The sequence below is a fragment of the Lysobacter capsici genome (assembly GCF_014779555.2).
GTDB lineage: Bacteria > Pseudomonadota > Gammaproteobacteria > Xanthomonadales > Xanthomonadaceae > Lysobacter > Lysobacter capsici.
The window spans coordinates 4,457,167-4,470,684 of record NZ_CP094357.1 but is presented as its reverse complement, the minus strand read 5'-3'; the positions used below and the strand labels follow the sequence as shown (position 1 = coordinate 4,470,684).

The 13,518-nt window shown below is 68.9% G+C and carries 13 protein-coding genes and 1 tRNA gene; 7 read left to right on the top strand and 7 right to left on the bottom strand.

What is annotated here, in order from left to right; all coding sequences use genetic code 11:
- Positions 1-85: 85 nt before the first annotated feature.
- The 7 genes from ppk2 to hemA all read right to left on the bottom strand — a co-directional run bounded on the left by ppk2 (position 86) and on the right by hemA (position 7,247).
- A complete protein-coding gene (gene ppk2, locus IEQ11_RS18335; RefSeq protein WP_191823754.1) occupies positions 86-856 on the bottom strand; it encodes a polyphosphate kinase 2 in 771 nt (256 codons plus the stop codon).
- Positions 853-1,233 (bottom strand): helix-turn-helix domain-containing protein, encoded by a 381-nt coding sequence (locus IEQ11_RS18330; RefSeq protein ID WP_191823753.1) that lies wholly within the window; start codon positions 1,231-1,233, stop codon positions 853-855. Before IEQ11_RS18330 ends, ppk2 begins: the two co-directional genes overlap by 4 nt.
- Before the next feature lie 5 nt (positions 1,234-1,238).
- Positions 1,239-1,757, bottom strand: coding sequence for a molybdenum cofactor biosynthesis protein B (gene moaB, locus IEQ11_RS18325; RefSeq protein ID WP_046657649.1), 519 nt, complete (start codon positions 1,755-1,757; stop codon positions 1,239-1,241).
- Between the two features lie 75 nt (positions 1,758-1,832).
- Complete coding sequence (locus IEQ11_RS18320; RefSeq protein ID WP_191823752.1) at positions 1,833-3,557, bottom strand: O-linked N-acetylglucosamine transferase, SPINDLY family protein; 1,725 nt, start codon at positions 3,555-3,557, stop codon at positions 1,833-1,835.
- Between the two features lie 22 nt (positions 3,558-3,579).
- Positions 3,580-4,050 (bottom strand): GNAT family N-acetyltransferase, encoded by a 471-nt coding sequence (locus tag IEQ11_RS18315; RefSeq protein WP_036111841.1) that lies wholly within the window; start codon positions 4,048-4,050, stop codon positions 3,580-3,582.
- Between the two features lie 737 nt (positions 4,051-4,787).
- On the bottom strand, positions 4,788-5,870 hold the full coding sequence (prfA, locus tag IEQ11_RS18310) for a peptide chain release factor 1 (protein WP_036111838.1): 1,083 nt from the start codon (positions 5,868-5,870) through the stop codon (positions 4,788-4,790).
- A 72-nt stretch (positions 5,871-5,942) separates the two neighbouring features.
- On the bottom strand, positions 5,943-7,247 hold the full coding sequence (gene hemA, locus IEQ11_RS18305; RefSeq protein ID WP_191823852.1) for a glutamyl-tRNA reductase: 1,305 nt from the start codon (positions 7,245-7,247) through the stop codon (positions 5,943-5,945).
- 398 nt (positions 7,248-7,645) lie between these two features.
- On the opposite strand from hemA, the gene IEQ11_RS18300 reads away from it, so the two are divergent.
- The 7 genes from IEQ11_RS18300 to pth all read left to right on the top strand — a co-directional run bounded on the left by IEQ11_RS18300 (position 7,646) and on the right by pth (position 13,498).
- Complete coding sequence (locus IEQ11_RS18300; protein ID WP_051547691.1) at positions 7,646-9,253, top strand: tetratricopeptide repeat protein; 1,608 nt, start codon at positions 7,646-7,648, stop codon at positions 9,251-9,253.
- Entirely contained in the window at positions 9,253-9,945 is a 693-nt protein-coding gene (lolB, locus tag IEQ11_RS18295) for a lipoprotein insertase outer membrane protein LolB (protein ID WP_228465057.1), read from the top strand. Before IEQ11_RS18300 ends, lolB begins: the two co-directional genes overlap by 1 nt.
- A 31-nt stretch (positions 9,946-9,976) precedes the next feature.
- Positions 9,977-10,888, top strand: coding sequence for a 4-(cytidine 5'-diphospho)-2-C-methyl-D-erythritol kinase (ispE, locus tag IEQ11_RS18290; protein ID WP_191823853.1), 912 nt, complete (start codon positions 9,977-9,979; stop codon positions 10,886-10,888).
- Positions 10,851-10,927, top strand: a tRNA-Gln gene (locus IEQ11_RS18285). The genes ispE and IEQ11_RS18285 overlap by 38 nt, the downstream gene beginning before the upstream one ends.
- Positions 10,928-11,062: 135 nt before the next feature.
- Positions 11,063-12,022: a ribose-phosphate diphosphokinase gene (locus IEQ11_RS18280; protein ID WP_036111835.1), complete on the top strand. Its 960-nt coding sequence runs from the start codon at positions 11,063-11,065 to the stop codon at positions 12,020-12,022.
- A gap of 175 nt (positions 12,023-12,197) precedes the next feature.
- The gene (locus IEQ11_RS18275) at positions 12,198-12,857 is read left to right on the top strand and encodes a 50S ribosomal protein L25/general stress protein Ctc (protein WP_036111831.1); all 660 of its coding nucleotides are present in this window, start codon (positions 12,198-12,200) and stop codon (positions 12,855-12,857) included.
- A gap of 59 nt (positions 12,858-12,916) precedes the next feature.
- Positions 12,917-13,498, top strand: coding sequence for an aminoacyl-tRNA hydrolase (gene pth / locus IEQ11_RS18270; RefSeq protein WP_191823854.1), 582 nt, complete (start codon positions 12,917-12,919; stop codon positions 13,496-13,498).
- Positions 13,499-13,518 lie beyond the last annotated feature (20 nt).

The following is a 13,518-nucleotide window of genomic DNA, read 5'->3' as shown; positions in this document are numbered from 1 at the left end:
ACCGCAATAGCGCGACATCGACTATGCGCGACGATGAAGCTCGCGGCCGCGCGCGCAGCGCGGCGCGATAGAAGCAAACGCAATCTCAGCCTTTACCGATCGGCTTAAGCACCCCGTACTTCTCCTTCGACGGCTTGCCCTTCAGCGGCGGGAACTCAAGCTCGGTCTCCGGCAACTTCGTCTCCGGAAGCCGCGACAGCAGATCGCGGATCAGGCTCAGCCGGCCCTGCCGCTGATCGTTGAAATCCACTAGCGTCCACGGCGCGTGCTTGCTGTGGGTGGCCTCGAGCATGACCTCGCGCGCCTTGGTGTAATCGTCGTAATGCTTGCGCGCTTCCAGGTCGATCGGCGACAGCTTCCAGCGCTTGAGCGGGTCGTTCAGGCGCTCGGCGAAACGTTCCTCCTGTTCTTTCTGGTCGCAACACAGCCAGTATTTGAACAGCACGGTGCCGTCGTCGGTCAGCAGCTTTTCGAACGCCGGCGCCTGCTTGAGGAAGGCCTTGACCTGCTCGGGCTTGGCGAAGCCCATGACGCTTTCCACGCCGGCGCGGTTGTACCAGCTGCGATCGAACAGGGCGATCTCGCCGGCCGCGGGCAGGTGCGGCACGTAACGCTGGAAATACCACTGGCCGCTTTCGCGTTCGCTGGGCTTGGACAGCGCGACGATGTGGCATTGGCGCGGGTTGAGGTGTTCGGACAAGGCGTTGATCGCGCCGCCCTTGCCGGCGGTGTCGCGGCCTTCCAGCAACACCACCACGCGCTTGCCGTGGTGCTGCACCCAGCGCGCCATCGCCGCGAGTTCCAGTTGCAGCGCTTCGAGCTGCTCTTCGTAATCCTTGCGCTTGAGCTTGCTCATCGTTTCGCCTTTCTCGATCCGGTGGATTTCGCCGCGGGTTTGCCGGCCGCGCCGCGCTTGGTGCCGGCCATCGCGGTGGCGACTTCCAGCAGCGCGCCTTGTTGCTTGGTGCTCAGCGCGCGATACGCGGCGAGCAGATCGTGTTCGCCCTGGGTGCGCGCCGGATCGAGCGTGCTGGCCAGATCGGCGAGCAGGGCGCCGGCGGGGACGCCGAACGCGCGCGCCAGCGCATCGACCTGATCGCGGCCGGGCAACTTGTCGCCGCGCAGCCAGGCGCTGACGGTGGCCACGCCGGCGCGCGGGATCGCGGTGGCCAAGTCGGTGACGCTCAGGCCGCTGGCCTTGGTCAACAAACGCAGGGTGGTATCGAGCGACATGCCGATCACTCCTTGAGGCGGGGACGCAATGTGGCGAGGTTGCACGGCCGGGTGCGCGCGTCGAGCTGCGCGCTGACGATCTTTTCCCAGGCGGTGCGGCAGGCCGAGGTCGACCCCGGCAGGCAGAACAGGAACGTCGCGTTGGCCAAGCCGGCGAAGGCGCGTGATTGCAGGGTCGAGGTGCCGATCTCGTCATAGCTGATCGCGCGGAACAACTCGCCGAAGCCCGGCATTTCCTTGTCCAGCAGCGGCAGCAGCGCTTCGGGGGTGGAATCGCGGCCGGTGAAGCCGGTGCCGCCGGTGACCAGGATGCCGTCGACGCCGTCGTCGGCGATCCATTGCGACACCGCCGCGCGCAGCTTGTAGCGGTCGTCGGGCAACAGCTTGCGTTCGACCAGGCGGTGGCCGGCATCGGTCAGCGACTGGATCAGGTAATCGCCGGAACTGTCCTCGGCCAGGCTGCGGCTGTCGGACACGGTCAGCACGCACAGGTTCAGGGGGATGAAATCGCGTTCTGCGGTCATGGATGCAGCCTAGCGCAAATGATGGCGGGGGACGTCGGAGGCATGTGCGGGAATGATTCGCGTCGAGCAGCCGCGTTAACGCGACGGCCCTTGCAGCACCGAGGGCGCCTCGCCCTTGCGCTGCCGCCGCGCCATCGCGATCGTCATCGCGGCGAAATCGACCGCGAACCCGTCCATGTCGAACAGGCCGCTGTCGCGGCGGCGCGCGGCCAGTTGATTGCGCAACTCGGCCAGCGCTTCGCGGTCGTTGCCCAGGGCGATCGCGCGGGCGATAAAGGCCGCGTCGTCGGCCATGTTCATCGAGTCCATGCCCAGATGATGGTTGAGGCTGCCGGCCACGCGCGCGGCGAAGGTCGCGCCGGGGCAGGTCAGCACCGGGCAGCCGGCCCACAGGGCGTCGGACGCGGTGGTGTGGGCGTTGTAGGGATTGGTGTCGAGAAACAGATCGGCATGGCGCAGCCGCGCCAGGTAATCGGCGTGCGGCTGTTTGCGCATGAACACCAGCCGCTCCGGCGCGAGGCCCTGGTGCGCGGCGAACTCGCGCAGGCGCTGGTCGGCGCGGCCGGGCCCGGACATCAGCCACAGCACGCTGCCGGGCACGCCGCGCAGCACCGCCAGCGCGCGCGCCATGCTGTGCGGATTGAGTTTGTAGCTGTTGTTGAAACAGCAGAACACCACCGCGTCCTCGGGCAGGCCGCAGTCGCCGCGCGGCGGCGGCAGCGGCAGTTCGCGGCGGGTGTCGGAGGGTTGGAAGCAGCGCGGCAGCCAGGCCACGGTTTCGCTGAAATCGGCGGCCAACGCCTCGGGCAGCACGTAACGGTCGGCGAGCACGTAGTCGATCCACGGCGCCCCCGAAGTGCCCGGGTAGGCGAGCCAGTTGACCTGCACCGGCGCGGGCCGCATCGCCAGCACTTCCGGCGCGCCGCCGCCGCCCCAGCCGCGCAGATCGAACAGCACGTCGATGCCGGCGCGGCGGATGGTGGCGGCGACCTGATCGTGCGGTTGCCGGCTGACGTCGTGCATCACCGCGACCGCCTCGTGCAGGCGGCGCCGGATCGGGCTGTCGTCGTCGCCGTTGAGCGCGAACAACTGCACCTCCAGCCCGCCGCGTTTGCGCAGCGCTTCGAACAAGGCCACGGTCAGCAGGCCGGTGGGATGCGCGCCGAAGCCGTTGGACAGGAAACCGGCGCGTATCGGCGCGGCCGGGTCCTTGGCCGGCGCCGGCGGCAGCGGCCGCACCACGCCCGCGATCTGCGCCGCGCGCAGGCCGGCGCAGCGGCGTTGTTCGGCGGCGCTGGTGTCTTCGCTGAGAAACGCGAACGGTTCGACCGAGGCCTCGCTGTGCGCGACCGCGTCGCGCACCTGGCGGGCGAGCGCGTCCAGGTCGGACCAGTCGCACAAGCGCCGGCGCCAGGCCAGCAGGTAGGCCGCGAACTGCGCGTGCCGCGGCGCCAGCGCATGCGCGTGCGCATACGCGGCCAGCGCGCCTTCGCCGTCGCCGATGTCTTCCAGCGCATGCGCCAGCCACACCGCGATGCCCGGGTGCTGCGGCGCGCTGCGCGCGGCCGCGCGCAGGCTGGTGACCGCCTGTTCGCGCTGGCCCAGCATCCACTGCGCGCGGCCCAGCCGCGCCAGCGCTTCGGGATGGCCGGGGCGCAGGCTCAACGCGCGCCGCGCCGCGGCTTCGCCGCTGCGCGCGTCGCCGGCGTCGAGCTCGTAATCGGCCAGGCTCACCCAAGCCATGGCGTCGCCGGGATTGAGTTGCAGCGCCTGGCGCAGCGGGGTGCGTGGATCGTTCATGCGAGGCGGGTCCGGCCCGGGTTCACGCCGACACGGCCGGCGGCTGCAGCGGCAGATGGTAGCGCTGGGTGCCGTCGAACCGCTGCCAGCCCGCGGCGTCGTACAACGCCTGCGCGCCGAGGTTGTCGTGGTTGGTTTCCAGTTCCAGCCGCGCCGCGCCGTCGGCGCGGGCGAACGCCGCGGCCGCGTCGAGCAGGGCCTGGGCGACGCCGCGCCGGCGCGCATGCGCTTCGACGAACAAGTCGTTGAGCACCCACACCCGCGCCGCGCGCACCGAGGAGAACATCGGATACAACTGGGTGAAGCCGGCGCCGTCGTCGCCGTCCAGCGCGGCCAACAGCAACACCGAATCGCCGCGGCTGAGGCGTTCGCCGAGGAAGGAGCGCGACACCGCCTCGTCGAAACGTTGGGTATAGAAATGCCGGTAACGGTCGAACAGCGGGGCGAGCAGGTCGAGGTCGTCGAGACCGGCGCGGCGGACAGTGAGGCTCATGCAGAAGTCGGTCCGGCGGGAGATGGCCGATTATGGCCGCTGGGGCCGCGCGACGTCATGACCCGGGATCGCGCATCGGCGCGGGGTATGTGCGCCGCTGCACGATGCGGCAACTCAGTTGCGCGCGATCGTGTCCGCAGCCCCCTGTAGGAGCGGCGCAAGCCGCGACCGCGACACCTCACACGCGCCGCATCTTCAGCCGCGCGCGATCGGCCCCTTGTAGGAGCGGCGTGAGCCGCGACCGTGACACCTCACATGCGTCGTAAGCGCGATGGCGCGGTCGCGGCTCACGCCGCTCCTACATCAGGCGCGCGGTATTGCCGGAGGCGGGTGAGGCTTGGGCCCGTAAGGATTCTTCGGTCATGAGCTGCGACTCAGATGCGCGCGATCGTGTCCGCAGCCCCCTGTAGGAGCGGCGCAAGCCGCGACCGCGACACCTCACATGCATCGCAAGCTCGCTTGCGCGCGATCGGCCCCCGGCGCCTGTAGGAGCGGCGTAAGCCGCGACCGCGAAATCTCGCATGCGTCGCGAGCGTGGTGGCGCGGTCGCGGCTTACGCCGCTCCTACAGAAGGCGCATGGTCTTGCCGGAGTGGCGGGCGGTGCCGGGTCTTGCGAGGGGGCTTCGGTCACAGGCCGCGACCGCGAAACTCATCGGCGTCGCAGGCGTGATGGCGCGGTCGCGGCTTGCGCCGCTCCTACAGGGGGCTGACGGGGTTGCCGGCGATCGGGTGCGACTCAACTGGCCGACAAGCGCGCCAGTTCGTCGGCCTGATGCTCGTGGATCAGACGCCCGATCAAGCCGTCCAGATCGCCGGCCACGATGTTCGGCAGGTCGTACAGGGTCAGGCCCTCGACGCGATGGTCGGTGATCCGGCCCTGCGGGAAGTTGTAGGTGCGGATGCGCTGGCTGCGGTCGCCGCTGCCGACCTGCAGGCGCCGGTCCTGCGCCTGCGCGGCCGCGGCCTTGGCCGCCGCGGCGTCGGACAGCATCGCCTGCAGGCGCTTGAGCGCCTTGTCGCGGTTGGCGTGCTGGCTGCGTTCGGTCTGATTCTCGACCACCACGCCGCTGGGGATGTGGGTGATGCGGATCGCCGACTCGGTCTTGTTGACGTGCTGGCCGCCGGCGCCGGAGGAACGGAAGGTATCGACCTTCAGATCGGCCGGATTGATCTCGATCGGCTCGCCCTCGGGCTCGACCGCGATGATTGCGACCGTCGCCGCCGAGGTGTGGATGCGACCCTGCGATTCGGTTTCCGGCACGCGCTGCACGCGGTGGGTGCCGGATTCGAATTTGAGCTTGGAATATGCGCCGCGGCCTTCGACCCGGCCGATGATTTCCTTGTAGCCGCCGTGTTCGCCGGGATTGGACGATTCGATCTCGACCTTCCAGCCCTGGCGTTCGGCGTAGCGCGCGTACATCCGGAACAGGTCGCCGGCGAAGATCGCCGCCTCGTCGCCGCCGGTGCCGGCGCGCACTTCCAGGTACAGGTCGCCATCGTCGCGCGGGTCTTTCGGGATCAAGTGCGCGAGCAGTTCGACATCGAGCTGTTCCAGCCGCGCCTGCGCGGCGAGGATTTCCTCGTCGGCCAGTTCGCGCAGCTCTGGATCGTTGCGCATCGCTTCGGCCGCGGCGAGGTCGGCCTTGGCCCGCGCTTCCTCGGCCAGGGCGATCGCGACCGGTTCGAGCTGGGCGAATTCGCGCGACAGCTTGCGAAAGCGGTCGTTGTCGCCGATCACGCCCGGATCGCCGAGCAGTCGTTCGAGTTCTTCGCGGCGTTCGACCAGGGCTTCGAGTTTGCGGCGCAGGGTGGGGGTCATTGGGGAGCCGGGAATGGGGAGTCGGGAGTCGGGAATCGGAAAAGCTAAGAGCGCAGCGATGCGATCTGGTCGCTAACGATCGTCCGACGAATCCGCTGTTTCTATTCCCGATTCCCCATTCCCGATTCCCGGATCCACCGCTGGAAACATCTTATCCGCCGCCCGAGCCAACTCCGGATTGCCGGTCAGCGCCGCTTCGCGCAGGGCGATGGTCGGCGCGTGCAGCAGGCGGTTGGTCAGGGTGTGGGCGAGGAAGTTGAGCACCTCGGCCGGGTCCTGGCCCGATTGCAGTTGCTGCCGCGCCTTGGCCAGCACTTCTTCGCGCGCGGCCTGACCGTGATCGCGCAGGCGCTTGATCGGCGCGGTGCGGGTGCTCGCGGCCAGGGTTTCGACGAAGCGCGCGACCTGCAGGTCGACGATGGCCTCGGCCTCGGTCGCCGCTTCGCGGCGGCTGCGGCGGTTGTCTTCGATCGAACGTTCCAGGTCGTCGACGGTGTAGAGGAACACGTCCTTGAGCTCGGCCACGTCGGCGGCGATGTCGCGCGGCACCGCCAGATCCAGCAGCAGCATCGGCCGATGCTTGCGCGTGGCTAGGGCGGCGGCGACCTGCGGCTTGCGCAGCACCGGTTCGCGGCTCGCGGTCGCCGACAGCACGATGTCGGCCTCGCCCAGATGGCGGTCGAGTTCGCTCAACGGCAATGCAACGCCGCCATGGCGGGTCGCGAGGTCCTGGGCGTGGGCGAGAGTGCGGTTGGCGATCAGCAGGCGCTTGGCCTTCGCCTGCACCAGATGCCGCGCGGCCAGTTCCACCGTCTCGCCCGCGCCGATCAGCAGCACGGTCGAATCGTCCAGTCGAGCGAACGATTCCTGCGCCAGCCGCACCGCGGCCGAGGCCACCGACACCGGATTGGCGCCGATGCGGGTATCGGTGCGCGCGCGCTTGGCGGTCGAGAACGCTTGCTGGAACAGCCGGTCGAGCTGGCTGCCCAACGTGCCGGCGGCGCGCGCGCTGGCCCACGCGTCCTTCACTTGGCCGAGGATCTGCGGTTCGCCGAGCACCAGCGAATCCAGCCCGGTCGCGACCCGGAACAGATGCCGCACCGCATCGGCGTCGCGATGGCGGTACAGATACGCGTGCAGATCGCCGGCATCGTCGGGATGCGTGGCCAGCCATTGCGCCAGCGCATCGCCGCCGTCCTCGGCCACCGCGTACAGCTCGGTGCGGTTGCAGGTCGACAGCAGCGCGACCTCGCGCACCGGCGCCAGCGCGCGCAGCGCGGTCAGCGCGGACGCGACCGCGTCGCCGGAAAACGCCACGCGTTCGCGCAGGCTGACCGGCGCGGTCTGATGGTTGATGCCGAGGACGAACAAACTCATGACAGACCGCGGCTGAAGGGATGAAAGCCGCGCGCGCGCAGGCGGCGCGCGACTGGGGCGCGGGCACGGGCGACCGCCATCGCAAGGCTGCGAAAAAGTTTCATCGGGCGGTGTGCGGCGCGGGACATCGGTTCAGGTGCTTGCGATAAGCTGCGGGCTGCTGAAGGCCGCCATTCTACCGGCCCACTGGTCTCGCCGTGGTTCTCTACGATTCGATTTGCTCGATCGGTCCAATAGACAGAACTAAACGTAAGCCGGCCGCGGTCGCGGCCGATGCCATCCGCCGGCTGCCGATCGCGCTGCTGAGCGTGGTCCTGGCGTTCGCCTCGGGCGCCGTCGGCGCCGCCGCCGCGCCGATCCAGCCCTCCGCCGCCGCGCTTGCCGCCGCCCGCGCCCAGATGCAGGCCCGGGCCGCCAAGGACCCGACCGGCGCGTCGCTGGAATCGCTGCTCAGCGGTGAATTCTCGCTGCAGGCCGGCAAGCTGAACGATGCCGCCACGGCCTATCTGAAGGCCGCGCGCGCCGCTGGCGACCTGGCCCTGGCCGAGCGCGCGACCACCATCGCCATCGTCGCCAAGCAGGACACGACCGCGTCCGAATCGCTGGCGCTGTGGCGCAAGCTCGGCGGCAAGGGCCCGACGCTCAACGCCGCCGAGGCGACCCTGGCGCTGCGCCGGGGCGACGAGCGCGACGCGCTGCGCCAGCTCAACAACCTGATGAGCGGCGATCCCGACACCGGCTGGCGCCAGGCGCTGGGCGTGCTGACCGCCGGGTCCAAGACCCCGCAGCAGGCCGGGCGCATGCTCGAGAAGATCATCGACGGCGGGCAGATGCCGCCGCGCAATCTGATGGCCTGGGTCGCCTTCGGCGGCCTGGCGCAGCGGCTCGACCAGCCCAAGCTGACCGAACGCATCGTCGAGGAAGTGGTCAAGCGCTTCCCCGGCGAGCCGCGGGTCGCATTGCTGCGGGTCAGTCAGCTGCGCGAGGACGGCAAGACCGAGCAGGCCCAGCAGTTGCTCTCGACCCTGGTGCCGCTGGCCGACACCGACAACAATCTACGCGCCTTGATCGCCGAGCAGTACGAAGGGCTCAACGACTTCCAGAACGTCGCCGCGGTGCTCGCGCGCGGCCCGCAGGACGAGCAGACCTATGCCTTGCGCGCGTCCTACCTAGCCCGCGCCGAGGACAAGCCGACCCTGACCAAGCTGTACGACGAACTGCGCGCCGACGCCGCCAAGCCCGACCCGGCGCGGCGTCTGCTGCTGGCGCAGATGGCCGAATTCCTCGAACGCAACGAGGAAGCGCTGAACTGGTACCAGGGCGTGCCCGGCGGCTCGCAGCGCTCGATCGCGCGCCTGCGCAGCGCCAACGTGCTGCACAAGCTGCACCGCGGCGACGAGGCCTACGCCAGCCTGCGCGCGATCCAGTCCGACGCCTCGGCCGAGGACGAAACCCGCCGCGACGCCTACATCCTGGAAGCCAGCCTGCGCGCCGAGGACAAGAGCGACAGCGGCGAAAGCGACGCGTTCGCGCGCGGCCTGGCCGCGTTCCCGGACGAACCGGAAATCCTCTACGCCCGCGCCCTGAGCTGGGAGCGCCGCGACGACGTGGCCCGCGCCGAAGCCGATTTCCGCCGCATCCTGGTCGCCGAACCCGACAGCGTGGCCGCGCTCAATGCGCTGGGCTACACGCTCGCCGACCGCACCACCCGTTATCAGGAAGCGCTGGAACTCATCGAACGCGCGCGCACCGCCGAGCCCGACAACTCCGCGATCATCGACAGCTACGGCTGGGTGCTGTATCGCCTGGGCCGGGTGCAGGAAGCCGAGACCGAACTGCGCCGCGCGCTGACTTTGCAGAAAGACGCCGAGATCGCCTCGCACCTGGCCGAAGTGCTGTGGGAAAGCGGGCGCCGCGACGAGGCGCGCAAGTACTTCGAACAGGCGCGCAAGATCGATCCGGAAAACCGCTCGCTGCTGCGGGCGTTGAAGAAGTACGGGCTGTGATGGCTGCTTCGGTGGCCGTCGTCGGCGGCATGCGCGCGGCGCTGACGCGCACGGCCGTGATCGCGATGTTGGCGCTTGGGCTGAGCGCCTGCGTGGGCGGCGCGGTCAAGCGTCCCGCCGGCGAAACCGTGGTGCCCGCCGCCGACGCCGCGCAGCGCGAAGCCGCGCGCGCGCAGCGGGTGCGCGCGGGGAACGAGTGGTCGTTGACCGGCCGCATCGCCGTGTCCAACGCTGGCAAGGGCGGCAGCGGCCGGATCGAGTGGACTCAGCGCGGCGAACGCTTCGAAGTCGCGCTCAGCGCGCCGGTGACCCGGCAAAGCTGGCGACTGGTCGGCGGCCCGGGCGAAGCCCGCCTGGAAGGCCTGGAAGGCGGCCCGCGCAGCGGCGACAACGCCGCCGCCCTGCTGCTGGAAACCACCGGCTGGGACATCCCGGTCGAAGCGCTCGGCAATTGGCTGCGCGGCCTGCCGGCCGAAGGCGGCGCCGCGGCGAAACTGACCCCCGGCCCGGACGGCCGCCCGCTGTCGATCGAACAGGGCGGCTGGACCATCGCCTACCAATGGCCCGCCAGCGGCGATCTGCCGTCGCGGCTGGACGCGCGCCGCGCGAGCGCGCGGGTGCGCTTGATCGTGGACGAGTGGCAAGGCGGGGCGGCGGACGTTTCGGCTGCTGCTGCGCCGTCTTCTCGCTGAAACCACTCGTTGCTTCGCCGTCGCTGCCGCTATGTCTGAGACTTCCGCAACCCCCAGTTGGTCGCTCTGGCCCGCCCCGGCCAAGCTGAACCTGTTCCTGCGCATCGTCGGCCGCCGCGCCGACGGCTACCACCTGCTGCAGACCGTGTTCCGTCTGCTCGACTGGGGCGACACGATCCGGCTGCGGCCGCGCGACGATGGTCGCGTGGTCCGTCACGGCGCCTCGGTCGCGGGCGTGGCCGAGCACGACGACCTCACCGTCCGGGCCGCGTTGTTGCTGCAAAAAGAAGCCAACAGCGGCCAAGGCGCAGACATCCTCATCGAAAAGCGTATCCCGGCCGGCGGCGGTTTCGGCGGCGGATCGTCCGACGCGGCGACCGTGCTGGTCGCGCTGGATGCGCTGTGGGGCACCGATCTGGGCGTCGACCGGCTGGCCGAACTCGGCCTGCGGCTGGGCGCCGACGTGCCGGTCTTCGTCCGCGGTGAGAACGCCTGGGCCGAGGGCGTCGGCGAAAGCCTGCGGCCGATCGAGCTGGCGCCGGCCTGGTACGTGCTGGTCGATCCGGGCGTTCACGCGCCGACCGCGGCCTTATTTCAATCTGCCGAATTGACGCGGGATGCCGCGCCCGCGACAATATCGGACTTCGTTTCGGGTAAGCCGCTCGGGAATGTGTTCGAGCCGGTTCTGCGCAAGCGCGAAACAGCTGTAGAAGCTGCCTTCGCCGCCTTGTCGCGGATCGGTTCGCCGCGTCTGACCGGCTCCGGCAGCGGTTGCTTCGTCGAGTTCGCCACGCGCGAAACCGCCGAAGCGGCGCTACTGGAACTGCCTTCCGGCCTTCGGGCCTGGACGGCGGGCGGAGCAGGGCGTTCGCCGCTGCATGCCGCACTCGAGACCAGGTTTCCGCAGGGGCGTCGCCAAGAGGCCCAAGGCACCAGGTTTTGATCCTGGCATTCGTAGGTTCGAATCCTACCGCCCCTGCCATTGATGTAGCCCGGGAGTCGGGAATGGAGAATCGGGAATCGTAAGCGCCGCGTCCGCGCCCTGACGATTCCCGATTCTCGATTCCCCATTCTCGGCTTTACAGCCGCCACGGTCAGAGCGAAGCGGAGAAGTACAGTGCAAAACGATCGCAACCTGCTGGTATTCAGCGGCAATGCCAACCGTCCTCTCGCCGAGGCGGTGTGCAAAGAACTCGGCATCCGCATCGGCAAGGCCCTGGTCGGGCGTTTCTCCGACGGCGAGGTGCAGGTCGAGATCGAAGAGAACGTGCGTCGCCAGGAAGTGTTCGTCATCCAGTCGACCAATGCGCCGACGGCGGAAAACTTCATGGAGCTGCTGGTCCTGATCGACGCGCTCAAGCGCGCATCGGTGGCCAGCGTGACCGCGGTGGTGCCGTACTTCGGCTACGCCCGCCAGGATCGCCGTCCGCGTTCCTCGCGCGTGCCGATCACCGCCAAGGTCGCGGCCAAGATGTTCAGCGCGGTCGGCGCCGATCGGGTGCTCACGGTCGATCTGCACGCGGATCAGATCCAGGGCTTTTTCGACATCCCGGTCGACAACGTGTACGCCTCGCCGCTGCTGCTCGCCGACATCTGGCGCGCGCACGGCACCGACAACCTGATCGTGGTTTCGCCGGACGTCGGCGGCGTGGTCCGCGCTCGCGCGATCGCCAAGCGCCTGGACGACGCGGAGCTGGCGATCATCGACAAGCGCCGCCCGCGCGCCAACGTCGCCACGGTGATGAACATCATCGGCGACGTGTCGGGCAAGACCTGCGTGCTGGTCGACGACATCGTCGACACCGCCGGCACCTTGTGCGCCGCCGCGGCGGCGCTGAAGGCGCAGGGCGCGCAGAAAGTCGTGGCCTACTGCACCCACCCGGTGCTGTCGGGCGCGGCGATCGACAACGTAACCAAGTCGCAGCTGGACGAGCTGGTGGTGACCGACACCATCCCGCTGACCGCCGCGGCCCGCGCCACCGGCCGCATCCGCCAGCTCAGCGTCGCCGAGCTGCTGGCCGAAACGATCCGCCGCATCGCCTTCGGCGAGTCGGTGAGTTCGTTGTACGTGGATTGAATCCGGGAGTCGGGAATGGGGAATCGGGAATCGTAAAAGCAGCAACGCCGCATCTGCTTGTACCGATTCTCGATTCCCCATTCCCGATTCCCAGCAACAAAGACTCGCCTGGTCGCGGGTGAGTCTCCTAAACCGCCGCGAGGCGGTCCTAACGCTGCAAAGTGAGTAAAAACCAATGTCCGAACACATCATCAAGGCCACTGGCCGCAACGTCGAGGGGAAGGGTGCGAGCCGCCGCCTGCGTCGTGCCGCCAGCATCCCGGCCATCATCTACGGCGGCAAGAATCCGCCGCAGGCGATCCAGCTCGACCACGAGAAGATCTGGCTGGCCAGCCAGCACGAGTGGTTCTACTCCTCGATCCTGAGCCTGGAACTCGACGGCAAGGCGCAAGACGTGCTCCTGCGCGACATGCAGCGCCATCCGTTCAAGCAGATCATCATGCACCTGGACTTCCAGCGCGTTGATGCCAACCAAGCCATTCGCGTCGCGGTGCCGCTGCACTTCCTCAACGAAGACAAGTCGCCGGCCGGCAAGGCCGCCGACGTCGTGGTCACCCACGAGCTCAACGAAGTCGAAGTCAGCTGCCTGCCGAAGGACCTGCCGGAGTTCATCGAGATCGACCTGTCGGCGCTGACCGTCGGCGACATCGTCCACCTGTCGGAGCTCAAGCTGCCGAAGGGCGTCGAGATCCCCGAGCTGAAGCTGGGCAAGGAACACGACGTCGCCGTCGTGATCGCCAAGCACGGCAAGGAAGAAGTCGAAGAAGCCACCGACGCGCCGGAAGCCGATGTGCCGGCCGCGAAGGTCGCCAAGAAGGACGAAGACAAGAAGTGATCGCCGACCGGCGCGCCCTGACCGGCGCGCCGGTTCGCGTTCGCGGACTGTTGTGATCCATGGCGGGACTGCGCCTGATCGTCGGCCTCGGCAACCCGGGGTCGGAATACACCCGGACCCGGCACAATGCCGGGTTCTGGTTTGTGGACGCCTTGAACGAGAAGTTCGGCGGTCGCTTCGGCCTGGAATCCAAGCTGTTCGGCGAGACCTCGAAGATCGAGATCGCCGGCCGACCGGTGTGGCTGCTCAAGCCGGCCACCTTCATGAACCTGTCGGGCAAGTCGGTCACCGCGGCGCTGCGCTACTGGAAGATCGAGCCCGAAGAGGCGTTGCTGGCGCACGACGAGCTGGATCTGTCGCCGGGGACCGCGCGGCTCAAGTTCGACGGCGGCCACGGCGGCCAGAACGGCCTGCGCGACACCATGCAGTTGCTCGGCCACGGCAAGTTCCACCGTCTGCGGGTCGGCATCGGCCATCCCGGCCACAAGGACAAAGTCACTCCCTGGGTGCTCGGCCGTCCCGGCAAGGACGACGAAGCGACCATCCTGCGCGCGATCGACAACGCCATCGATGTGATGCCGCTGGCGGTGCAGGGCAATTTCATGGATGCGATGACGCAGTTGCATACGGCAAAGCCGTGAATGGGGAATCGAGAATCGGG